The sequence below is a fragment of the Rhizobacter sp. genome (assembly GCF_032229685.1).
In the GTDB taxonomy this organism is placed as follows: Bacteria; Pseudomonadota; Gammaproteobacteria; order Burkholderiales; family Burkholderiaceae_C; genus LMDS01.
This window is the reverse complement of the sequence record NZ_JAVTWP010000010.1, coordinates 280,528-303,774: the sequence shown is the minus strand read 5'-3', so window position 1 is coordinate 303,774 and position 23,247 is coordinate 280,528. Positions and strand designations below refer to the sequence as shown.

At 67.7% G+C, this 23,247-nt stretch carries 20 protein-coding genes; 17 read left to right on the top strand and 3 right to left on the bottom strand.

The annotated features are described in order from the left end of the window. The 8 genes from glgB to AC30PD_RS04975 all read left to right on the top strand — a co-directional run bounded on the left by glgB (window position 1) and on the right by AC30PD_RS04975 (window position 12,307). Window positions 1–2,181: a 1,4-alpha-glucan branching protein GlgB gene (gene glgB, locus AC30PD_RS05010; protein ID WP_489534539.1), complete on the top strand. Its 2,181-nt coding sequence runs from the start codon at window positions 1–3 to the stop codon at window positions 2,179–2,181. Between the two features lie 30 nt (window positions 2,182–2,211). Continuing rightward, complete coding sequence (locus tag AC30PD_RS05005) at window positions 2,212–3,843, top strand: alpha-D-glucose phosphate-specific phosphoglucomutase (protein ID WP_489534538.1); 1,632 nt, start codon at window positions 2,212–2,214, stop codon at window positions 3,841–3,843. Then, the gene (gene glgA, locus AC30PD_RS05000) at window positions 3,840–5,291 is read left to right on the top strand and encodes a glycogen synthase GlgA (protein WP_489534537.1); all 1,452 of its coding nucleotides are present in this window, start codon (window positions 3,840–3,842) and stop codon (window positions 5,289–5,291) included. The genes AC30PD_RS05005 and glgA overlap by 4 nt, the downstream gene beginning before the upstream one ends. Before the next feature lie 80 nt (window positions 5,292–5,371). Then, a complete protein-coding gene (locus AC30PD_RS04995; protein WP_489534536.1) occupies window positions 5,372–6,511 on the top strand; it encodes a metallophosphoesterase in 1,140 nt (379 codons plus the stop codon). A gap of 96 nt (window positions 6,512–6,607) precedes the next feature. Next, window positions 6,608–6,934, top strand: coding sequence for a preprotein translocase subunit YajC (gene yajC / locus AC30PD_RS04990; protein WP_489534535.1), 327 nt, complete (start codon window positions 6,608–6,610; stop codon window positions 6,932–6,934). Window positions 6,935–7,027: 93 nt separating this feature from the next. Continuing rightward, window positions 7,028–8,908, top strand: a complete 1,881-nt coding sequence (secD, locus tag AC30PD_RS04985) for a protein translocase subunit SecD (protein ID WP_489534534.1) — start codon at window positions 7,028–7,030, stop codon at window positions 8,906–8,908. A gap of 24 nt (window positions 8,909–8,932) precedes the next feature. Beyond that, the gene (gene secF, locus AC30PD_RS04980) at window positions 8,933–9,967 is read left to right on the top strand and encodes a protein translocase subunit SecF (protein WP_489534533.1); all 1,035 of its coding nucleotides are present in this window, start codon (window positions 8,933–8,935) and stop codon (window positions 9,965–9,967) included. 39 nt (window positions 9,968–10,006) lie between these two features. Beyond that, entirely contained in the window at window positions 10,007–12,307 is a 2,301-nt protein-coding gene (locus AC30PD_RS04975; RefSeq protein ID WP_489534532.1) for a DUF1631 family protein, read from the top strand. A gap of 72 nt (window positions 12,308–12,379) precedes the next feature. Here the strand turns inward: AC30PD_RS04975 and AC30PD_RS04970 are convergent, their stop codons facing one another. From AC30PD_RS04970 to AC30PD_RS04960, 3 genes are read right to left on the bottom strand one after another with little or no spacing between them, the layout of a single operon-like run. Continuing rightward, complete coding sequence (locus tag AC30PD_RS04970) at window positions 12,380–12,832, bottom strand: Smg family protein (RefSeq protein WP_489534531.1); 453 nt, start codon at window positions 12,830–12,832, stop codon at window positions 12,380–12,382. A gap of 33 nt (window positions 12,833–12,865) precedes the next feature. Then, window positions 12,866–13,972 (bottom strand): DNA-processing protein DprA, encoded by a 1,107-nt coding sequence (gene dprA, locus AC30PD_RS04965; RefSeq protein ID WP_489534586.1) that lies wholly within the window; start codon window positions 13,970–13,972, stop codon window positions 12,866–12,868. A gap of 25 nt (window positions 13,973–13,997) precedes the next feature. Further along, a complete protein-coding gene (locus AC30PD_RS04960; protein WP_489534530.1) occupies window positions 13,998–15,176 on the bottom strand; it encodes a LysM peptidoglycan-binding domain-containing protein in 1,179 nt (392 codons plus the stop codon). Between the two features lie 250 nt (window positions 15,177–15,426). Between AC30PD_RS04960 and def the strand changes: the two genes are divergently transcribed. From def to pyk, 9 genes are all read left to right on the top strand, one after another. After that, on the top strand, window positions 15,427–15,939 hold the full coding sequence (gene def, locus AC30PD_RS04955) for a peptide deformylase (RefSeq protein ID WP_489534529.1): 513 nt from the start codon (window positions 15,427–15,429) through the stop codon (window positions 15,937–15,939). 27 nt (window positions 15,940–15,966) lie between these two features. Further along, window positions 15,967–16,926, top strand: coding sequence for a methionyl-tRNA formyltransferase (fmt, locus tag AC30PD_RS04950; protein ID WP_489534528.1), 960 nt, complete (start codon window positions 15,967–15,969; stop codon window positions 16,924–16,926). Between the two features lie 64 nt (window positions 16,927–16,990). Further along, window positions 16,991–17,845, top strand: a complete 855-nt coding sequence (gene htpX / locus AC30PD_RS04945) for a zinc metalloprotease HtpX (protein ID WP_489534527.1) — start codon at window positions 16,991–16,993, stop codon at window positions 17,843–17,845. Between the two features lie 74 nt (window positions 17,846–17,919). Further along, window positions 17,920–18,345, top strand: coding sequence for a hypothetical protein (locus AC30PD_RS04940; protein ID WP_489534526.1), 426 nt, complete (start codon window positions 17,920–17,922; stop codon window positions 18,343–18,345). A 121-nt stretch (window positions 18,346–18,466) separates the two neighbouring features. After that, a complete protein-coding gene (locus AC30PD_RS04935) occupies window positions 18,467–19,252 on the top strand; it encodes a head GIN domain-containing protein (RefSeq protein ID WP_489534525.1) in 786 nt (261 codons plus the stop codon). Window positions 19,253–19,323: 71 nt separating this feature from the next. Then, the gene (locus AC30PD_RS04930; protein WP_489534524.1) at window positions 19,324–20,109 is read left to right on the top strand and encodes an AzlC family ABC transporter permease; all 786 of its coding nucleotides are present in this window, start codon (window positions 19,324–19,326) and stop codon (window positions 20,107–20,109) included. Then, the gene (locus AC30PD_RS04925) at window positions 20,106–20,447 is read left to right on the top strand and encodes an AzlD domain-containing protein (RefSeq protein ID WP_489534523.1); all 342 of its coding nucleotides are present in this window, start codon (window positions 20,106–20,108) and stop codon (window positions 20,445–20,447) included. The genes AC30PD_RS04930 and AC30PD_RS04925 overlap by 4 nt, the downstream gene beginning before the upstream one ends. A gap of 92 nt (window positions 20,448–20,539) precedes the next feature. Further along, window positions 20,540–21,739: a phosphoglycerate kinase gene (locus AC30PD_RS04920; RefSeq protein WP_489534522.1), complete on the top strand. Its 1,200-nt coding sequence runs from the start codon at window positions 20,540–20,542 to the stop codon at window positions 21,737–21,739. 77 nt (window positions 21,740–21,816) lie between these two features. Further along, window positions 21,817–23,247, top strand: coding sequence for a pyruvate kinase (gene pyk / locus AC30PD_RS04915; protein WP_489534521.1), 1,431 nt, complete (start codon window positions 21,817–21,819; stop codon window positions 23,245–23,247).

Sequence of the window (23,247 nt, the reverse complement as noted above, 5' to 3'; positions counted from 1 at the left end):
ATGTTCAACGACACGACGGTGGCTGCGCTGATGGCCGGCGAGCACCGCGAACCGTTCGCGGTGCTGGGCCTGCACCCGCACGAAGGGGCGTGGGTGATCCGCGCGCTGCTGCCCGGCGCGCGTGAAGTGCGGGTGCTCGAAAAGCCCGGGCAGCGGCACGTGGCCACGCTCTACCGCGTCGGCACGTCCGACGTGTTCGAGGCCTTTCTCACGCCGCACCCCGAGCGGCTCAATTACCAGCTCGAGATCGACTGGGGCAGCCACCGCCAGGTGCTCGAAGACCCGTACCGCTTCGGCCCGCTGCTCGGCGAGATGGACTTGTGGCTGCTCGGCGAAGGCACGCACCACCGACCCTACGAACAGCTCGGCGCGCACCCGGTGGCGATCGACGGCGTGCCGGGCACACGCTTCGCCGTGTGGGCGCCGAACGCGCAGCGCGTGTCGGTGGTCGGCGCGTTCAACAACTGGGACGGTCGCCGCCACGCGATGCGGCTGCGGCCCGAGTGCGGCGTGTGGGAGATCTTCGTTCCGCATGTCGGTGCCGGCGACCTCTACAAGCTCGAAGTGAAAGGCGCCGACGGCAGCGTAAACCTCAAGGCCGACCCGCTCGCTTTCCGCGGCGAGCTGCGGCCGCAGACGGCGTCGGTGGTGCAAGGCTTGCCGGGTGTCGTGCAACCCAACGAACAGCGCCAGTCGGCCAATGCGCTCGGCGCGCCGATCAGCGTCTACGAAGTGCACCTGGGTTCGTGGCGGCGCGTGCCCGAAGAGGGCGATCGTTGGCTGACGTATCGCGAGCTGGCCGAACAACTGGTTCCGTATGTGCGCGAGCTCGGCTTCACGCACATCGAGCTGCTGCCGGTCAACGAACACCCGTTCGACGGCTCCTGGGGTTACCAGCCGACGGGCCTGTATGCGCCGACCGCGCGCTTCGGCACGCCGGAAGACTTTCGCCATTTCGTCGCCACCGCGCACGAAGCCGGCCTCGGTGTGATCGTCGACTGGGTGCCGGGCCACTTTCCGACCGACGCGCACGGCCTGGCGCAGTTCGACGGCACGCCGCTCTACGAACACGCCGACCCGCGCGAAGGCTTTCACCAAGACTGGCAGACGCTGATCTACAACTTCGGCCGCTCGGAGGTCCGCAACTACCTGGTCGGCAACGCGCTCTACTGGATCGAACGGTTTGGCGTGGACGCGCTGCGCGTCGACGCCGTCGCTTCGATGCTCTACCGCGACTACAGCCGCAAGGAAGGCGAGTGGGTGCCCAACCACCTGGGCGGCCGCGAGAACCTGGAGGCGATCCACTTCCTGCGGCGCATGAACCAGATCATCGGCACGCAGCGGCCCGAGGCCGTCACGGTCGCCGAAGAGTCGACCGCGTTTCCGTCGGTCTCGCGCCCGCCGAGTGATGATCTGCAAAGTGGTGGCCTCGGTTTTCACTACAAGTGGAACATGGGCTGGATGAACGACACCTTGTCGTACATGAGCGAAGACCCGGTGCACCGCAGGTACCACCACCACAAGATGACCTTCGGGCTGGTCTACGCCTTCACCGAGAACTTCGTGCTGCCGCTCTCGCACGACGAAGTGGTGCACGGCAAGGGCTCGCTGCTCGGGCGCATGCCGGGCGACGAATGGCAGCGTTTTGCCAACCTGCGTGCCTACTACGGTTTCATGTGGGCGCACCCAGGCAAGAAGCTGCTGTTCATGGGCGGCGAGTTCGCGCAGACGAGCGAGTGGAATGCCGAGACCAGCCTGCCCTGGCACCTGCTCGACCAGCCGCTGCACAGCGGCACGCAGCGGCTCGTGCGTGATCTGAACATCGTGTACGGCCAGCAGGCCGCGCTGCACCAGCTCGACTTCACGCCCGACGGTTTTGCCTGGATCGCCCACGACGACGCGAAGAACTCCGTCATCTCGTTCACGCGCCACGCGACAGGTGGCAGCTTCGTGGTGGCCGTGTGCAACTTCACGCCCGTGGTGCGGCATGGCTACCGCATCGGCGTGCCGGCAGCGGGCACCTACCACGAGCTGATCAACACCGACGCCGTGGTCTACGGCGGCAGCGGCGTGCACAACGCGCCGCTGCATTCCGAGTCGGTGGCGGCACATGGCCGCGAGCACTCGATCTCACTCACCGTGCCGCCCCTGGCCACGGTGTTCCTGGTGTGCGAGCGCTAGCGGCCACCGCATTCAGTGTGAGGACAGATCGTGAGCATCGTCGACCACCCCACCACCGCTTTCGCCGGGCAGCAACCGGGCACCTCGGGCCTGCGCAAGAAGGTCGGCGTGTTCCAGCAGCCGGGTTATCTCGAGAACTTCGTCCAGGCGCTGTTCGACAGCCTCGACGGCACGGCGGGGCAAACGCTGGTGCTCGGTGGCGACGGCCGCTTTCACAACCGCGCTGCGGTGCAGACCATCCTGCGCATGGCGGCGGCACAAGGCTTCGGGCGTGTGCTGCTGGGGCGGGGCGGCATCCTGTCGACGCCGGCGGTGAGTTGCGTGATCCGCCAGCACGGGGCCTATGGCGGCATCGTGCTGTCGGCGAGCCACAACCCCGGTGGGCCCGACGGTGACTTCGGCATCAAGTACAACGTCGGCAACGGCGGGCCGGCTCCCGAGAAAGTGACCGAAGCGATCTTCGCCGGCACGAAGACGATCATCCGCTACCGTGCCAGCGATGCCGCCGACATCGACATCGACACAATCGGCAAGCAGCGCATCGAACAGATGGTGGTCGAGGTCATCGACCCGGTGGCCGACTACGCGGCGCTGATGCAGACCTGCTTCGATTTCCCGGCCATCCGGGCCTTGTTCGCCGGTGGTTTTCGCATGCGTTTCGACGCGATGAGCGCGGTCGGCGGGCCTTACGCGAAGGCGATCATCGAAGGGCTGCTCGGCGCACCGGCCGGCACGGTCGTCAACGCCGAGCCGCTCGAAGACTTCGGCGGGCTGCACCCCGACCCGAACCCGGTCAACGCCGAAGACCTGATCGCTCACATGGCCGCGGCCGACGCGCCCGACTTCGGCGCCGCCTCGGACGGTGACGCCGACCGCAACATGATCGTCGGCCGCAACTTTCCTGTGGCGCCGAGCGACAGCCTGGCGCTGCTCGCGGCGCATGCCGACGTCGCACCGCGCTACCGCGGTGGCCTGAAAGGCATCGCGCGCTCGATGCCGACCTCGGCAGCGGCCGACCGCGTGGCCAAGGCGCTCGGCATCGCGAGTTACGAGACGCCCACCGGCTGGAAGTTCTTCGGCAACCTGCTCGACGCCGGCAAGGTCACGCTCTGTGGCGAAGAGAGCTACGGCACCGGTTCCGACCACGTGCGTGAAAAAGACGGGCTGTGGGCGGTGCTGTACTGGCTCAACATCCTCGCCGCCACCGGCCAATCGGTCGAGACACTCGTGCGCGCGCACTGGGCGAAGTACGGCCGCAACTTTTACTCGCGCCACGACTACGAGGCGATCGACACCGCCGCCGCCAACACCCTGATGACCGGGCTGCGCGCGCAGTTGCCGGCGCTCGCGGGCCAGTCGTTCGGCGGCCAGCGTGTGAGCGTCGCCGACGACTTCTCGTACACCGACCCGATCGACGGTTCGGTCGCCACGAAGCAGGGCGTTCGCATCATCTTCGAGAGCGGTTCGCGCATCGTCTTTCGGCTCTCGGGCACCGGCACCGAAGGCGCGACCTTGCGCGTCTACCTCGAACGGTACGAGGCCGACGCGGCGAAGCAGAGCGAGCCGACGCAGGCCGCGCTCGCACCGCTGATCACCCTGGCGCAACAGTTCGCGCGCATCCGCGAACACACCGGTCGAGATGAGCCGAGCGTCGTGACATGAGGGTGCTGCAGGTCTGCGCCGAGATCTTCCCGCTGCTCAAGACCGGGGGTTTGGCCGACGTGTGCGGCGCTTTGCCGGGCGCGCTCGCGAAGCGCGGTTGCGATGTGCGCGTTTTGGTGCCGGCGTTCCCGGCGATCGTGCGCGGCGTGCCCGATGCGAAGCCGGTCGCCGGTGCATCCGGCCTGCCCGACGGCGTGCGCCTCCTGCGTGGCACGCTGCCCGGCACCACCGTGCCGCTGTACCTGATCGACGAACCGTCGCTCTACGCCCGCGAAGGCAACCCGTATGCCGACGAAGCGGGCCGCGCCTACGCCGACAACCACCGCCGCTTCGCGCTGCTCGGGCGGGTGGGTGCGATGCTGGCCGACGGGCTCGACCCGTCGTGGTCGGCCCAGGTCGTGCATGGCCACGACTGGCACGCGGGCCTGGCGCCTGCCTATTTGCGCGCGGCGCAGCTGAGCAGCGGGCGGCGCGTGGCCGGCTCGGTGCACACGGTGCACAACCTCGCGTTCCAGGGCACGTTCGGCCTCGAGGTGCTGGGCGAGTTGGGCCTGCCGGCCGACTTCTATCAGACACACGGCCTCGAGTTCCACGGCCAGGTCTCGTTCATGAAAGCGGGCTTGCACTACGCCGACCGCATCACGACCGTGAGCCCGACCTACGCCCGCGAGATCCAGGGCGAAGAGCAGGGCTGCGGGCTCGACGGCGTGCTGCGCGAGCGCTCTGGCGAGCTGAGCGGCATCTTGAACGCGGTCGACGACACGGTCTGGAACCCGGCGGTCGACGAGCTGATCCCGGCGCGTTACGACGGCCGCAAGCTCAGCGGCAAGCACCTGTGCCGGCTGGCCTTGCAGAACACCTTCGGCCTCGGCCCGCAGACAGAGAAGCCGCTGTTCGGCGTGGTGAGCCGGCTCACCGAGCAGAAGGGCTTCAACCTGATCCTCGAGGGGCTGCCTCAACTGCTGGAGCGCGGCGGGCAGCTCGTGGTGCTGGGCACTGGCGAGCCGGCGCTCGTGTCGGCCCTGCTGCAGGCGTCGAAGACGCACCCCGGTGCGGTGGCGGTGAAGGTGGGCTACGACGAAGCGCTGGCGCACAGCATCGTCGCGGGGGTGGACGTGATGATGGTGCCGTCGCGCTTCGAGCCTTGCGGCCTCACACAGCTGTACGGCCTGAAGTACGGCGCGCTGCCGCTGGTGCGCCGGGTCGGTGGCCTGGCCGACACGGTGGTCGACAGCTCGCTCGAAAACCTCGACGACGGCACGGCCACGGGTTTCGTGTTCGACCGTTTCGAAGTCGGCGACTACCTCGCGGCGATGCGCCGCGCCTTCGCCTTGTTCAAGCGCAAGAACGAATGGCAGGAAGTGCAGCGCCGCGCGATGGCGCAGACCTTCGACTGGGACGCGGCCGCGGCGCAGTACCAGGCGCAGTACGAGCGCGTGGCGGCCTGAGCGATGGCGCGCCGCTTCGGCGGCATTGAACGCCGCCCGAGCGGCCCCATGTTCCCGGCTCAGCTCCCCGGTGCCTCACCATGCCGCTCTGGATTGTCTCGATCCTGCTTCACGCCTACGTCGGTGCGCGCATCGTTCCGGCCTTGCCCGGCGGGCCCTGGCCCGCATCGATCTTCGCTGCCGTGTTGGTGCTTTCTGCCGCGGCGATGCCGATGAGCCTGCTGGCGCGCCGGCTGCGCACACAACCCTGGTCCGACCGCCTGGCCTGGGCCGGGGCGTTGGCGATGGGCCTGTTCTCGTCGCTGTTCGTGCTGACTTTGGTGCGTGACGTGCTGTTGCTGCTCGGCTGGGTGGCCGGGTCGCTGGCGCCGGCCGCGGCGCTGCCGGCACTTGCGCCGCTCTCGGCCGCGGCGGTGGTGCTGCTGGGCGCGGCGGTCACGCTGGTCGGGTTCGTCAACGCGCGCCGCACTGCGGCGGTGGTGGCCGTCGACGTGCCGATCGCCGACCTGCCGGCCGCGCTGCACGGCTTCACGATCGCGCAGATCAGCGACATCCACGTCGGCCCGACCATCAAGCGGGCCTACATGCACCGCATCGTCGAGGCGGTGAACCGGCTCGGTGCCGACATGGTGGCCGTGACCGGCGACCTGGTCGATGGCAGCGTGCACGAGCTCGGCGCGCACGTGGCGCCGCTGGCCACACTGTCGTCGCGCCACGGCACCTTCTTCGTCACCGGCAACCACGAGTACTACTCCGGCGCGCACGCCTGGGTGGCCGAACTGCGGCGGCTGGGCGTGCAGGTGCTGCTGAACGAGCACGTGGTGCTGCGCCACGACGAAGCCCGCCTGCTCGTGGCCGGCGTCACCGATTACACCGCGCACCACTTCGACGAGGCCCACCGCAGCGACCCGCAGCGGTCGCTGCACGGCGCGCCGGCCGATGCAACGCTCGTGAAGGTGCTGCTCGCGCACCAGCCGCGCAGCGCCACGGCCGCATCGGCGGCGGGGTTCGACCTGCAGCTCAGCGGCCACACCCACGGCGGCCAGTTCCTGCCGTGGAACCTGTTCGTGCGCTTGCAGCAGCCTTTCACGGCCGGGTTGAACCGTTTGCAGCAACTCTGGGTCTACACCAGCCGCGGCACGGGCTATTGGGGCCCGCCGAAACGTTTCGGGGCACCGTCTGAAATCACCCACCTGAGACTGGTGCCGGCGCCCGGGTAAACGCCGCCGCCGCCCGGCTGGAGCCGGTCCGCACCCACCTTACAATCCCGAGGCTTTGCCGCTGGCGTTTTGCCAGGCTCCAACAAGGAAACCCAAGTGTTCATTTCCGAAGCTTTTGCGCAAGCCGCACCCGCCGCCGCAGATTCGCCGTTCGGCAGCCTGGGCTCCATGCTCCCGCTGGTGCTGATGTTCGTGGTGCTGTACTTCGTGATGATCCGCCCGCAGATGAAGCGCCAGAAAGAAGCCAAGGCGATGATCGACGCGCTGGCCAAGGGCGACGAAGTCGTGACCTCGGGCGGCATGATCGGCAAGATCACCAAGATCGGCGAAAGCTTCCTGAGCGTCGAGATCGCCACCGGCGTCGAGATCCAGGTGCAACGCGGCGCGGTGGTGCAAGTGCTGCCCAAGGGCACCGTCAAATAATTCGCTGAACCTGCGGGCGGTTCGCGGCGCTTCACCGGCGCGGCGAGGCGCTCGCTGCTTTTGGCGCGGGCCCGGCCCGAGAGGAAAGACCCGATGAATCGCTACCCTGCCTGGAAATACGCGCTCCTCGTGATCGCCTTGCTCGTCGGCCTGATCTACACCTTGCCCAACGTGTTCGGCCAGGCGCCTGCGGTGCAGGTGAGCAGCGGCAAGGCCACGCTCAAGCTCGACGCATCGCTCGCGCCGCGCGTCGAAGAGATCCTCACGCGCGCCGGCCTGAAGCCCGACTTCGTGCAGTTCGAGGGCAACTCGGTCAAGGCCCGCTTCGCCGACCTCGACGCGCAGCGCAAGGCCAAAGAAGCGATCAGCGCGGCGCTGAACCCCGATCCGACCGACCCGCGCTACGTGGTGGCGCTGAACCTGCTGTCGCGCTCGCCGCATTGGCTCACCTCGCTGCACGCGCTGCCGATGTTCCTGGGGCTCGACCTGCGCGGCGGTGTCTATTTCCTGATGCAGGTCGACATGAAGTCGGCATTGACCAAGAAGGCCGAAGCGCTGACCGGCGACATCCGCACCCTGCTGCGCGACAAGAACCTGCGCCATGCCGGCATCACGCGCGACGGCAACAACGTCGACGTGCGCTTTCGTGACCGCGACACCCTGAACGGTGCACGCAACCTGCTCAGCGACCAGTTGCCCGATCTGCAATGGGCCGACAGCGCCGACGGCGCCGAGTTCAGGCTGACCGGCAGCCTGAAGCCCGAAGCGGCGCGCAAGGTGCAGGAGACCGCGATCACGCAGAACATCACCACGCTGCACAACCGCGTCAACGAACTCGGTGTGGCCGAGCCGGTGATCCAGCAGCAGGGCGTCGACCGCGTGGTCGTGCAACTGCCGGGCGTGCAGGACACGGCCAAGGCGAAAGACATCATCGGCCGCACCGCCACGCTCGAACTGCGCATGGTCGACGACAGCGCCGAAGCGCTCGCGGCAGCCGGGGGCAGCGGGCCGGTGCCCTTCGGCACCGAACGGTTCATCGAACGCGGCGGCGCCCCGCTGATAGTGAAGCGCCAGGTGGTCTTGACCGGCGACAACCTGACCGACGCCCAGCCCGGCTTTGATGGCCAGACGCAGGAGCCGAACGTGAACCTCACGGTCGACGCGAAGGGCGCGCGCATCATGCGCGACATCTCGCGCGACAACATCGGCAAGCGCATGGCGATCCTGCTCTTCGAGAAGGGCAAGGGCGAAGTGATCACCGCGCCGGTGATCCGCGGCGAACTCGGCTCGCGCTTCCAGATCACCGGCCGCATGACGCCGGGCGAAGCCAGTGACCAGGCGCTGCTGCTGCGCGCGGGCTCGCTGGCCGCGCCGATGGACATCATCGAAGAGAAGACCATCGGCCCGACCCTCGGCGCCGAGAACATCGTGAAGGGCTTCGACAGCGTGATGTACGGCTTTGCCGCGATCGCGCTGTTCATGATCGTCTACTACCGGCTGTTCGGCGTGATCTCGACGCTGGCGCTCGGCTTCAACCTGCTGTTGCTGCTGGCGGTGCTTTCCATGTTGCAGGCGACGCTCTCGCTGCCGGGCATCGCCGCGATCGCGCTCACCCTCGGCATGGCGATCGACGCCAACGTGCTGATCAACGAACGTGTGCGCGAAGAACTGCGCGCCGGGGCTTCGCCGCAGGTGGCGATCCACACCGGCTACGAGCGCGCGTTCGCGACGATTCTCGATTCGAACGTCACCACGCTGATCGCGGGCCTGGCGCTGCTGGCGTTCGGCTCGGGGCCGATCCGCGGCTTCGCGGTCGTGCACTGCCTGGGCATCCTGACCTCGATGTTCTCGGCCGTGGTGTTCTCGCGCGGCCTCGTCAACCTCTGGTACGGCCGGCAGAAGAAGCTCAAGGACGTGTCGATCGGCCAGGTCTGGAAACCGCAAGGCGACGACAACGTGCCGGCGAAGACCTGAGCGCGCGGCAACAAGGCACATCACATGGAATTCTTCAGAATCAGGCGCGACATCCCGTTCATGCGGCATGCGCTGGTGTTCAACGTCATCTCGGCGTTGACCTTCGTCGCCGCGGTGTTTTTCCTGGCCACGCGCGGGCTGCACTTCTCGATCGAGTTCACCGGCGGCATCGTCATGGAGGCGGCTTACGAAAAGACCGCCGACGTCGAGAAGATCCGCACCACGGTGGAGAAGCTCAACTTCGGCGAAGTGCAGGTGCAGAACTTCGGCAGCACGCGCGACGTGATCGTCCGGCTGCCCGTGGCCGCCGGCATGAAACAGACCGAAGTCGTGGCCAAGGTGTTCGACAGCCTGTGCCAGGCCGAGAGCGGCAGCGTGAGCACGCGCGAGTTCACCAGCGACAAGGGCGAGGTGTCGAGCCGGCCCGTGTGTTCGGCCGGAACGGCCGAGCCGGTGAAGCTGCAGCGCACCGAGTTCGTCGGCCCGCAGGTCGGGCGCGAACTGGCGATCGACGGCGCCAAGGCGCTGGCCTTCGTGGTGATTGGCATCATGATCTACCTCGCGATCCGCTTCGAGTGGAAGTTCGCGGTGGCGGCGATCATCGCCAACCTGCACGACGTGGTCATCATCCTCGGCTTCTTCGCGTTCTTCCAGTGGGAGTTCAACCTCACGGTGCTCGCGGCGGTGCTGGCGGTGCTCGGGTACTCTGTGAACGAGTCGGTCGTGATCTTCGACCGGATCCGCGAGGCCTTCCGGCGCTTTCGCAAGATGAACACGCACGAAGTGATCGACCACGCGATCACGAGCACGATGAGCCGCACCATCATCACGCACGGCAGCACGCAGATGATGGTGCTGTCGATGCTGATCTTCGGCGGGCCCACGTTGCACAACTTCGCGATCGCGCTGACGATCGGCATCTGCTTCGGCATCTACTCGTCGGTGTTCGTGGCCGCGGCCATCGCGATGTGGCTCGGCGTCAAGCGTGAAGACCTGATCAAGGCCGCGCCCGCGAAGGAAACCGACCCCGACGATCCGAACTCCGGGGCGGTGGTGTAGAGTCCATTTCTACCCCACAGGACGCAAGCAGTCACCCTCATGCCGACCCCCGCCAACCCGACGGCATTGGCCCAACAGGCAAGGCGGTCCTACGCTGACGGCTTGCTCACCGGCATGCCGGCGGTGGTGCAGGCGGTCGACCAGGCCACGCGCATCCTGGTGAGCCAGGTGGTCGACCCCAAGCTCGCGATGAAACGGCGCGAGCTGGTGCCCGACTTGCAGAAAGCCGAGCCGTTCTGGCTGCAGAGCATGACGACGATGCTGCGGGCCTCGTTGCAGTCGGGCCTGCTCTCGGCCTCGCGCCCCGGTGACCTGCCCGGCCCGGGTGGCCGCGCCGCCGCCAAGCTGAGCCTGGTCGACGACGACACCATCGAAGACGAGATCCTCACCTCGCGCCTGGCGCTGGCGATGATGGACCGCGCTTCGTGGGAATTCACCGACCTGTGCTCGCGCATGAATGTGCTCGAGAGCCGCGAAGAACTCGACGCGCACGACATCCTGCGGCCGCAGTCGCTGGCACGCATCGTCACCACGGCCTGGCGTGCCGCCGGGCTGAGCCTCGACACCTGGCGCATGCTGCAGCCGATCCTGCACGAAGAATTCGCCCATTTCGCCGAAGAAGGTTTCCACGAGACCAACCGATTCCTGATCGAACGCCAGGTGCTGCCCGAAGTCGACCTGCGCCCTTTCATCCGGCGCACCCGTGCGACGCACCGCAACTTCCAGCCCACGTCGCACGCGCCGGCCGGCTTCACCCAGTCGAGCGTGAACTCGTCCGGCGACGGCCGTGGCGAGGTCGGCGAAGAAACGCGGATGATGACGCGCGCCGGGGGCCTGCAGCAGCGCGCCAGCGGTCACGCCGAAGCGGTGCTCGACCGCCTGAATCGCCTGGTCGGCCGGCACCTGCCCGAGTTCGTGGTCACGGCGCACGCGCCGGCGCCAGCGTCACCGGGCCTGAAAGCGGCCATCTCCGACGCGCAGCAAGGCATCGCGAACCGCTTGTCGGGCGGTGGCGGCGCGGTGCGCACGGTCTCGGACGCGGTCAGCACGCCGGCCTTGCTCGAAGAGCTGAACAACCGCAAGCAGGCGCTGAAACAGGCCGCAGCCACCCCGGTGGAACGCGCCACGATCGAGATCGTGGCGCTGCTGTTCCAGAGCATCCTCACCGAAGAGCGCATTCCTTCTGCGGTGCGGGTCTGGTTTGCGCGGCTGCAGATGCCGGTGCTGCGCGTGGCAGTCAGCGAGCCCGACTTCTTCGCCACCGTCGACCACCCTGCGCGCCGGTTGATCGACCGCATGGGCTCGTGCGTGATGGGCTTCGACGCCACGGCGCGCGCGATCGGCGACGCGCTCGAAAAAGAGATCAAGCGGGTGGTTCAGGTCGTCGAGGCCTACCCCGACACCGGGCGGCGCGTGTTCCAGACCGTGCTGGTCGAGTTCGAGAAGTTCCTCGAGCACTACTTCAAGAACGAGAACGAGGCGTCGCGCAAGGGCGTGTCGCTGGCGCACCAGGTCGAGCAGCGCGAAACGCTGGCGATCCAGTACACGATCGAGTTGCGCAAGATGCTCAACGAGGTGCCGGTGCAAGAGGGCGTGCGCGAGTTCCTGTTCCATGTGTGGGCCGACGTGCTGGCGATGGCGGCCGTCAAGAACGGCAACCAGAGCGACGCCACGAAAGACATGAAGCGTGCCGCCGCCGACCTGATCTGGTCGGCCAGTGCCAAGGTCTCGCGCGAAGAGCGTGCCGAAGTGATCCGGCGCCTGCCGCCGCTGCTCAAGACGCTGCGCGACGGCATGCTGCACGCCGGCGTGCCGGCCGACAAGCAAGACGAACACATCCAGCGCCTGAACAATTCGCTCGCCGCGGCGTTCACCGCCAAGACGGCGGCGATCCCGCACGAGCGGCTGGAAGAACTGATGGGCCGGCTCGAGACGCTGGAAGAGCTGCTGCCCGATTCGGCCGACCTCGAAATCGACGAATCGATGGTGCACGACCTGTCGGGCTACGAAAGCTCCGAACTCGAGGTGGTGGCCGAGGGCGGCTCGATGCCCACGCCGGCCATGGTCGCCTGGGCGCGTGAACTGCAGGTCGGCAGCTGGTACATGCTCGATTACCGCAACCGCAACGAGGCGGTGCAACTGGCGTGGCAGGGCATGCGCCGCCAGCTCACATTGTTCGTCTCGCCGCAAGGGCGGGGCGTGCTGTTCCAGCAGAACCGGCTCGCGGCTTTCTTGCAGGCCGGCTTGCTGGTGCCGGCGCAGGACGAATCGCTCACCGTGCGCGCCACGCGCAGCGCGATGGAAAAGCTCGACGTGGACCCGAGCCGCATCCTGAACTGAATTGATGGAGCGCCCGGGTCGCCGGCTGCCCGGGAGCGGCCAAACGCTGGCCGGCGCCCGCGATGCGACAGCTCAGTGGATCAGCCGGTCTTCTTCGTCGACGAACAACTCGTCGAGGATCAGGGCGTCGGGCTCTTCACCGAGGCTCCAGAAGACCATCAGCACGATGATCTTCAGGTCTTCGAGATCGAGCGGGCCGCCGGGAATGGCATTGGCGCGGTCGATGACCATTTCGCGCATCGGCGGTGGCAGCACGCCGGCCGACTCGAGAAAGCTGATGAAGCCGATCGAGGCGTCGCCCAAGTGTTCTTGTTCGGCCGGTGAGTACACGCGCATGCTGGCCTCGCCCTGTTCGCCGACATACGACTGGGCGGCGGCCGCCACACCGTCGAGCCACGACAGGGCCTCCTGGATCTCGTCCGATTCGAAGCCGACCGACGAGAGCTTGCGGGTCAGCTGATCGTGGTCGGGGCAGGCATCGGGCCGCCAGTAGTTTTCGTACAGGTACACGAGCACATCGAACATGGATTCACTATACCCCAGGCCCCCGGGTGCGGCTCAGGCGGCACCGATGCGCTGGAACAGCTGGCCCGGCAGACGCGCAATCTGACCGTTCAGCTCCAGTTCGAGCAAGCGCACGCTCAGAGCGGCGGCCGACCAGTCGGTGCGAGCCACCAGCGCGTCGAGCGTGACGGGGTCGAAGCCGAGCGCGGCCAGCACGGGGTCTTCTTCGTCCAGCACCAGTTCGGCCTGGCGGGCTTCGCTCGCGGCTGTTGAGCCCGGCAGATGCATCTCTTCCAGTATGTCCTGGGCGCTTTCGACCAGCTTGGCCCCCTGTTTGATCAACGCGTGGCAGCCACGCGACTGCGGCGAGTGGATCGACCCGGGGATCGCGAACACGTCGCGGCCCGATTCCGAGGCGAGCCGCGCGGTGATCAACGAACCGGATTGGAGGGCCGCTTCGACCACCAGCGTGCCGCGCGTGAGGCCGGCGATGATCCGGTTGCGGTTCGGGAAGTTCTCCGGCAAGGGTGGCGTGCCCAGCGAGTATTCACTCACGATCAAACCCTGCTCGGCGATGCGCCGAGCCAGAGCGAGATGGCGTTTCGGGTAGACCCGGTCGAGCCCGGTGCCCACGATCGCCACGGTGCTGGCGGCGCCGTCGAGCCCGCCTTCGTGCGCCGCCGCGTCGATACCCAAGGCCAGCCCCGAAACCACGGTGAAACCCGCCTGGCTCAGGTGGGCGCTGAAGGCGCGCGCGTTCTCGGTCCCCTGACGGGTCGGGTTGCGGCTACCGACCACCGCGATCAATTCGCCCCCCAGCAAGTCGACGCGCCCCTGCGCGTACAGCATCAGCGGCGGGTCTGCCGCGTTGAGCAAAGCGGTGGGGAACAGCGGGTGGTCGAGCGTGATGACGCTGCGCGGCGACGTGGTTTCGGCGGCCAGCCAGTCGAGCGTGATCCGGGTCTGCCGATCCAGTGCTTCCGACGTTTCGGCGAGCGCGGTCGCCGCCACCGCGCCGACGACTTCGCGGCGTGCCGCCGTCGACGCGGCCAGCACCGCTTGTGGCGAACCGAAGGCTGCCAGCAGCCGGCGCGCCGATTCGCGGCCCACGCCGGGTGTTTCGAGCAGCCTGATCCAGGCGCCGAATTCTTCGGAGTCGATCACGCAGCGCTCGCCGCGCGTGGGCTCAGGGCTGCGTGAAACGGTCGCCCGGTTTGACGGGGTCTTGCACCGACAGGATCAAGGCGTACGACATGCGCTTGAACACGCGGAACACGAACAGCACACCGTGGCGTTCGTCGGGCAGCTTGATGGTGGGGCGGCTCGCATCGGTCTTGTCGATCATGGTCGCCCCGTCACGCCACAGCGCCAGCACGTGGCCGCGCTCGACACCTTCGTTCGAGCCGCGGTTGAGGGCAACGATCTGGTTCTGGCCGGCGGTCAGTGCGTCGCCGTACAGCGAGACGATCTGGCCGCTCATCGGGCCCTGCGGCGCGTGCGGCGCGTAATTCGTGAGTTCGCGCGGCGGCACCACCGCGAGACGGTCGCCCACGCCGGCTTCCTGGCGGATGCTGGTGATCGTGAACGTGGCGGGCACGATCTCGGCCTTGCCGGCGGCGTTGTTGCGGTTTTCGCCAAGACGCGTGTACTCGGCCGTGCCGACGTAATTGGCTTCGTAGCCCAGCAGTTCACGCGTGGTCGGGTCGAGCAGCGGCCGCGGTTCACGGAAGATCCGGAACTCGCGCTCGTTCGCCAGTTCGCCGCGCACGTAGGCGAGCTCTCCACGCGAGAGCATCACACGCCCTTCTTGCGAGGCGACGATGCGGGGCGCGGCTTCGAGCTCGTTGCTCTCGAAGATCACGGCCTCGTTCAGGAAAGGCTCGATCAGGTGGAACGGGATCGACGGGATGCCACCGTTGCCCAGATCGGTCGCGCGGATGCGCGGTGAGAGCCGGCCGCTCTGGTCGGGGCCGACCGGCGTGCCCAGGCGCAGCTTGGCGCGGCCGTTCGATTTGTCGAGGTAAAGCACCTGGCCGGGGTAGATCAGGTGCGGGTTGCGGATCTGCTCCAGGTTCATGCCCCAGAGTTCGGGCCAGCGCCACGGGCTCTTCAAGAACATCTTGGAGATGTCCCACAGCGTGTCGCGCGGTTTGACGGTGTACGAGTCGGGAGCATTCGCCGCCAGCTCCGAGAGCGGCACGCCGTTCTGGGCGACGCGCTGCGCCGTGCCGCGCTGCTGAGACGTGATGGGGAAGTCGGCGGCCTGTACCGCACCGAAGCCGAGCGACGCACCGAGCAAAGCGCTCAGGGAAGCGGCGAATGCGCCCCGGCGAACGTGGAAGACGGAGCGTTTGCTTCGGGTCATGTATAAATCTCTCAGGGTACGCCCGCTGGAGGGCCTGCGCCGTGGGGTTACTGAGCCGTTGGCGCCCGAGCGGCCGCTGTTCGGCGAAAATCCTCAATCAGTTTCACAGATTCTGCCTCTAAACCCTTGATATCGCAACGAAAGTGACCGCCGCCAGCGCCGTGTGTGAGACCTGTCACGGCCGGCGACGTTGCGCTGGTCCCACAGGCTCGCGCCCGCCGGCGCAGCCCCAGTCCCCAATCTGATCGCCATGGCCAAACTCCAGATCCTGCGTTACCCCGACCCGCGCCTGCACACCGTGGCCAAGCCGGTGGTGGCCGTCGACGCCCGAATCCGCCAGCTTGTCGACGACATGCTCGAAAGCATGTACGACGCCGACGGTGTCGGCCTGGCGGCGACGCAGGTCGATGTGCATGAACGCGTGATCGTCATGGACACCTCCGACGAACGCGACGACCCCCGCGTGCTGATCAACCCGGAGCTGGTCGACTGGAGCGTCGAGATGACGCTGGCCGACGAAGGTTGCCTGTCGGTGCCGGCCATCTACGACAAGGTGCCGCGCCATGCCAAGGTGACCGTGCGAGCCCTCGACCGGGCCGGCGAGATGCAGCAGTTCGAGGCCGAAGGGCTGCTGGCGGTCTGCGTCCAGCATGAGATGGACCATCTGATGGGCAAGGTGTTCGTCGAATACCTCAGCCAGCTCAAGCGTGACCGCATCAAGACCAAGATGCTGAAAAAAGCGCGGGAAGACGAGCGTGGGTGAACTGCGCCGGCACCTCGTGGCCTGGCGATGAAGGTCGCTTTTGCCGGCACGCCAGAGTTTGCGCAGGTGGCGCTCGCGCAGGTGCTGGCCGCAGGTTTCCGCGTTCCGCTGGTGCTGAGCCAGCCCGACCGGCCCGCCGGCCGCGGCCTGAAGCTGAGCCCGTCGCCGGTGAAAGCGCTGGCCCTCGAGCACGGCATCACCGTGGCTCAGCCTCGCAGCCTGCGCCTGGACGGCAAGTTCCCGGCCGACGCCGAACAGGCGCGGGCCGCGTTGCAGGCGGCCGCGCCCGATGTGCTGGTCGTGGCCGCCTACGGGCTGATCCTGCCGCCATGGGTGCTGGCCGCGCCGCGCATGGGCTGCATCAACATCCACGGTTCGCTGCTGCCACGCTGGCGCGGCGCCGCGCCGATCCACCGCGCGATCGAGGCCGGTGACGCGCAGACCGGCATCACCATCATGCAGATGGACGCCGGCCTCGACACCGGCGACATGCTGCTGGTCGAGTCGATCGCCATCGCGCCGACCGACTCCACGGCGTCGCTGCACGACCGGCTCGCGGCGCTCGGTGGCCGGCTGATCGTCGAAGCGCTCGAACTGGCGGCCTGTGGTGGCCTGCACCGCACACCGCAGCCGTCGCAAGGCGTGAGCTACGCGCACAAGATCGAGAAGGCCGAAGCGGCGATCGACTGGCGCGCTCCGGCGGAAGTGATCGAACGCCGCCTGCGCGCTTTCGACCCCTTCCCCGGCGCCAGCGCCACCTTGGGCGAGACGCCCCTCAAGTGCTGGCGCGGCCGGGTCGTGGCCGGCAGCAGCGCGCCCGGCCAGGTGCTGGCGGTCGGCGCCGACGGCATCACTGTCGCCTGCGGGCAGGGCGCACTGCAACTCACCGAACTGCAGCGCGCCGGGGGCAAGCGGCTGGCGGCGCATGCGCTGCTGCAGGGCATGCCCGTGGCGCCAGGGGCTGCGTTCGAGCTGCCGCCACGTTGAACTCCACCCGCGCGGCCGCATCTATGCGTCTGCGCGATTCACGCGATTCACGAAAGGCCGCTCGATGTTCAACCTGATGAAAACCGCCGTGTTGATGGCAGCGATCACCGCCTTGTTCATGGCCATCGGCTCGGTGCTCGGTGGCCGGCAGGGCATGATGATCGCGCTCGTCGTGGCGCTCGGCATGAACTTCTTCAGCTACTGGTTTTCCGACAAGCTCGTGCTGAAGATGTACAACGCGCAGGAAGTGGACGACAGCTCCGCGCCGCAGTTCTACGCCATGGTGCGCGAGCTCGCGCAACGTGCGCAGCTGCCCATGCCCAAGGTCTACGTGATCGACGAAGACGCGCCCAACGCCTTCGCGACCGGCCGCAACCCGGAACACGCCGCCGTGGCCGCCACCACCGGCATCATGCGCGTGCTGACGCAGGCCGAACTGCGTGGCGTGATGGCGCACGAACTGGCCCACGTGCGCCACCGCGACATCCTCATCAGCACCGTCAGCGCCACGATGGCCGGCGCGATCTCGATGCTCGCCAACTTCGCGATGTTCTTCGGCGGGCGCGACAGCGACGGCCGCTCGCGCAACCCGCTGGTGGGCATGCTCGTGATGTTCCTGGCACCCATCGCCGCCAGCCTGATCCAGATGGCCATCAGCCGCGCCCGCGAATTCGAGGCCGACCGCGGTGGCGCCGAGATCTCGGGCGACCCGCGGGCGCTGGCCAGCGCCTTGCAGAAGATCCAGCAGTACGCGCAGGGCATGCCGATGGCGCCGGCCGAGCGTCACCCCGAAACCGCGCAGATGATGATCATCAACCCGCTCTCGGGCGGCGGGTTGCGTGGTTTGTTCTCGACCCACCCTTCGACCGAAGAGCGGGTGGAAAAGCTGCTGGCGATGGCTTCCGGCGCCGCCCGCTGAAGCCGGGGCCGGCGCGGACCTCAAGTCCCGGTGGAGCCTGCCGATATACGCAGGACAACTTCACCGGTTCCGCCATGCGCCGCTTCGTCCTCACCGCTGCACTGCTCGCCCCCGCCCTACTGGCTGGTTGCGACGTGGTCGTGGGCGCGCTGGGCATCGAGTCGCCCGAAAAGCTGGCGGCGGTGCGCGAGGCCGACGGCAAGGCCATCGGCGGCGCATGCCGCCACGCCGGCAGAGCCATCGAAGACTGCTACGCATTGAACCGCAAGGCCGACAAGGCCTCGGTGTTCGCCGGCTGGCGCGACATGAACGACTACATGCGCGAGAACAAGATCGAGCCGGTGCCGCCGCAGGTGGCGACCCAGCTCGCGAATGCCGCGGCCAAACAGGCCGAGGCCGAGCCGGCGAAACCCGCCGTGGCGAGCGACAAGCCCGCCGCGAAGGCCGCCGAAGGCGGCAAGCCCGCCAAGCGCGAGAGCGCGAAGGCGCACGACTCCTGAGCACCACCACAGGCTGGCCACGCCAGCCTGTCGCACACGGCTGCAGTTCGTCGCTTGCGGCGTGACACGCTTGCGGCACGCGGGCACATTGAAGCCTTGTTCATTCCCGAGGGGACACCGAATGACGCTGCATTTCTTCGCGCGCGCCCGCCGCACGCACCTTGCCTTCGCCACCGCGGCCTTGCTCGCCGCCGCGGTCCCCGCCCACGCCGCCGACAGCGGCCCGGCGTTTCAATCCATCGGCCTGATGGGCGTGCAAGGCTCGGGCAAGCTCCAGACCGAAGCGCGCAACGTGGGCAGCTTTCAGGCCATCGAAGTGCATGCCTCGATGAACGTGGTGCTCCGCCAAGGCTCGCGTGAAGCGGTGGAACTGCGGGCCGACGACAACCTGCTGGCGCTGGTCGAGACCCGTGTCATCAGCCGTTCCGGCGTGCCCACGCTCGAGATACGCATGCGGGACCACACCAGCTACTCGTCGCGCAACCCGATCACGCTGACGGTCGATCTGGTGTCGCTGTCGAGCCTGTCGGTTCGTGGCTCGGGCAATGTTTCAGGCGAAGGGCTGAAACTGCCGGCGCTGAAGATCGCGGTCGCCGGCTCGGGCAACGTCAAGCTGCAGAAGCTGAGCGTCGACGAGGGCAGCCTGAAGATTTCGGGCAGTGGCAACGCCGAGATGTCGGGCAAGGCCGGGCGGCTCGGCCTCTCGATTTCTGGCAGTGGCGACATCAACACCCGCGAGCTCGAAGCCGACGAGGTCAGCGTGAACATCGCCGGCAGCGGCGACGCCAAGGTCAACGCGCGCAAGACCTTGAGCGTCTCGATCGCCGGCAGCGGCGACGTCGAATACACCGGCGACCCGACGCTGAAGACCTCGGTCGCCGGCAGTGGCCACGTGAAGAAGCGCTGAAGCGCCCCGAAACGCGGGGTCAAACCGCCGTGCCCTGCGGGAAAACGCGGGGGCGGCGACAATCGCGCGCCATGAATTCGATTCGCGCGACCTTCCGACACCCGCAGTTCCGCCAGGGCGCGGCCGAGATGTCGGGGGTGTCGCTCGGCATCGCCGCCTGGGGGCTGGTCACCGGCGTGGCCATGGTCAAGAGCGGTTTGTCGGTGCCGATGGCGCTGATGATGAGCCTGATGGTCTTCGGCGGCAGCGTGCAGCTCGCGGCCATCCCGCTGATGATGGTCGGCACGCCGGTCTGGGTGATCTGGGCCACCGCGCTCTGCGTGAACCTGCGTTTCGTGATCTTCAGTGCGCAGTGGCGGCCGTTCTTCAAACGTTTCCCGCGCTGGCAGCGCCTGTCGCTCGGCTACTTCTGCGCCGACCTGAACTACGTGCTGTTCATGAAGCGGTTCAAGGAGCCGCGCGACGACGAAGGCCAGATCGAGTACTTCCTCGGCGGCTCGTTGATGAACTGGACGGCCTGGCAGATCCCCTCGATCGTCGGCATCGTGCTGGCCGACGTGATCCCCACGCACTGGGGTTTAGGCTTCGCCGGCGTGCTGGCGCTGCTCGGGCTCACCTACTCGCTGCTGTCGGACAAGGCGACCGCCTTCGCCGCCGTGGTGGCCGCGGGTGCCGCGGTGGCGGCGTTCGCGTTGCCCTTCAGGCTCTACATCGTGGTCGCCATCGCGGCGGCCGTGTGCGTGGGGCTGTTGATCGACGGCGGGGGTGATGCCGGCCAGCGGGTGCTCTCACGCCTGCGCCGCCGCGGCAACGCGGCCGTGAAGGGCAACGCCCTGCGCGAAGAGGCCGCCGCATGAGCGCGCCGCTGAGCGGCCTGGAGGCCTTCGCCACGATCGCCGGCCTGACCGGCATCACGGTGCTGACGCGAGCTTTCTTCCTGTTCTCGGACCGCGAACTCGTCTTGCCCGACTGGGTTCGGCGTGGCTTGCGCTACGCGCCGCTGGCGGCGCTTTCCGCCGTGGTGGTGCCCGAGGTCGTGATGACACACGGCCAGCTCATCGGCACCTGGCAAGACGCGCGGCTCTACGCCGTGCTCGCCTCGACGCTCTACTACTTCTGGCGCGGTGGCATTCTGGGCACCATCGTCAGCGGCATGCTGGTGCTGGTGCCCCTGAAGTTGATACTCGGCTGGTAACCCGTTCGTTACCGCGGGCGCTGCGAAAGCGCCGGAGCGCGGGCCCGGGTGCCTAGAATCTGCCGCTTGTCAGACCAACTCCGCGCCCCGCCATGAACGTGCTCCGATTCGAAGACCTCGTCGCGCAAGGCCGCGTTTCCGGAAAGCGCGTCTTCATCCGTGCCGACCTGAACGTGCCGCTCGACGCGGCCGGGCACATCACCGAAGACACGCGGGTGCGGGCTTCGGTCCCGTGCATCGAACTCGCGCTCAAGGCAGGTGCCGCGGTGATGGTCACGTCACATCTGGGTCGCCCCACCGAGGGCGAGTTCAAGGCCGAAGACTCGCTCGCGCCGGTGGCCAGGCGCCTCGGTGAACTGCTGGGCCGCGAGGTGGCGCTGGTCGCGAACTGGGTCGACGGGGTGAAGGTCGCGCCCGGCCAGGTCGTGCTGCTCGAGAATTGCCGCGTCAACAAGGGCGAGAAGAAGAACGACGACACCTTGTCGCGCAAGATGGCGGCCTTGTGCGACATCTTCGTGCACGACGCCTTCGGCACAGCGCACCGCGCCGAGGCCTCGACCTACGGCATCGCGCAATACGCCCCGGTGGCCTGCGCCGGCCCGCTGCTCGCGGCCGAAATCGACGCCACGACGAAGGCGCTCGCCAACCCGAAACGGCCTCTCGTGGCCATTGTCGCCGGCAGCAAGGTCTCGACCAAGCTGAGCATTCTGCAAAGCTTGGCGAGCAAGGTCGATCAGTTGATCGTCGGTGGCGGCATCGCCAACACCTTCATGCTCGCGGCCGGCCTGCCCATCGGCAAGAGCCTGGCCGAAGCCAGCCTCGTGGGCGAAGCGAAAACCGTGATCGATGCGATGAAGGCGCGTGGTGCTGCGGTGCCGATCCCGACCGACGTGGTGACCGCCAAGGAGTTCAAGGCCGATGCCGTGGCGACCGTGAAAGCGGCGGCCGATGTGGCGAGTGACGACCTGATCCTCGACATCGGCCCGCAAACGGCGAAGCGGCTCGCCGAACAGCTGATGGCGGCCGGCACGATCGTCTGGAACGGCCCGGTCGGTGTGTTCGAGTTCGATGCCTTCGCGGGTGGCACTGAAGCCATCGCACGCGCCATCGCCGCGTCGCCCGCCTTCAGCATCGCCGGTGGTGGCGACACGCTCGCGGCGATCGCCAAGTACGGCATCGAAAAGGACATGGGCTATATCTCGACCGGTGGCGGCGCGTTTCTCGAAGTGCTGGAAGGAAAGACCTTGCCGGCGTTCGAGATCCTTCAGCGCCGCGCCGAGCCGGCCGCATAAGAGTCATTCCGTCGCCCGCGCGAAAGCGGTGTGGCGCGCTTCGATAATCCGCTCTCGAAAAACAGATGGAGACCGCCATGCCCCGCGCCACCAAGATCGTCGCCACCCTCGGCCCCGCGTCGAGCTCGCCCGAAGTGCTGGAGCGCATGATCCGCGCCGGCGTCGACGTGGTGCGCATGAACTTCTCGCACGGCAAGGCCCAAGACCACATCGACCGCGCCACGCTCGTGCGTGACGTGGCGCGCCGCGCCGGCCGCGAGGTGGCCATCATGGCCGACCTGCAGGGCCCGAAGATCCGAGTCGGCAAGTTCGAAGGCGACAAGACGCTGCTCGAACCGGGGCAGAAATTCATCCTCGACGGCGCGACCACCGAGCTGGGCACCAACGAGCGTGTCGGCCTCGACTACAAGGAGCTGCCGCGCGACGTGAGGTCGGGCGACGTGCTGCTGCTCAACGATGGCCTGCTCAAGCTCGTGGTCGATTCGGTGCGTGGCGAAGAGGTGCACACGACCGTCGTGGTCGGTGGCTTCCTGTCGAACAACAAGGGCATCAACAAGGCCGGCGGCGGCCTCACGGCGCCCGCGCTCACGTCGAAGGACATGGAAGACATCAAGACCGCGATGAGCTTCCAGTGCGAGTACTTGGCCGTGAGCTTCCCGAAGACCGCGACCGACATGGAAATGGCGCGCCAGCTCGCCAACGTGGCCGGCGAGCCGTGGCGCCACAAGCCGCTGCTGATCGCGAAGATCGAGCGCAGCGAAGCGATCCCGGTGCTCGACCAGATCCTGAAGGCGTCCGACGGCATCATGGTGGCGCGCGGCGACCTCGCCATCGAGGTCGGCAATGCGGCGGTGCCGGCATTGCAGAAACGCATGATCAAGATGGCACGCGAGATGGACCGTGTGGTCATCACCGCCACGCAGATGATGGAGTCGATGATCGTCAACCCGGTGCCCACACGCGCCGAGGTGAGCGACGTGGCCAACGCAGTGCTCGACGGCACCGACGCGGTGATGCTGAGTGCCGAGACCGCGGCCGGCAAGTACCCGGTCGAGACCATCGAGATGATGGCGAGCATCTGCGTCGAGGCCGAAAACGCCGAAGAGGTGGCGCTCGACGCCTCATTCACCAACAAGCAGTTCGCCCGCATCGACCAGTCGATCGCGATGGGCGCGCTGTTCACGGCTTACCACCTGGGCTGCAAGGCGATCCTCGCGCTCACCGAATCGGGGTCGACCGCGCTGTGGATGAGCCGGCACCTGATCCACGTGCCGATCTACGGCCTGACTTCACAGCTGCGCAGCCAGCGCTGCATGGCGCTTTACCGCAATGTCACGCCGATGCTGATGCCCAACTTCGCCGACCGCGACGAAGCGCTCGCCAAGGCTGAAGCCTTGCTCGTCGAACGCGGTGTGCTCAAGGCCGGCGACACCTACGCCATCACCTGCGGCGAGCCGATGGGCCACCCGGGCGGCACCAACATGCTCAAGGTGTGCCGGGTCGGTTGA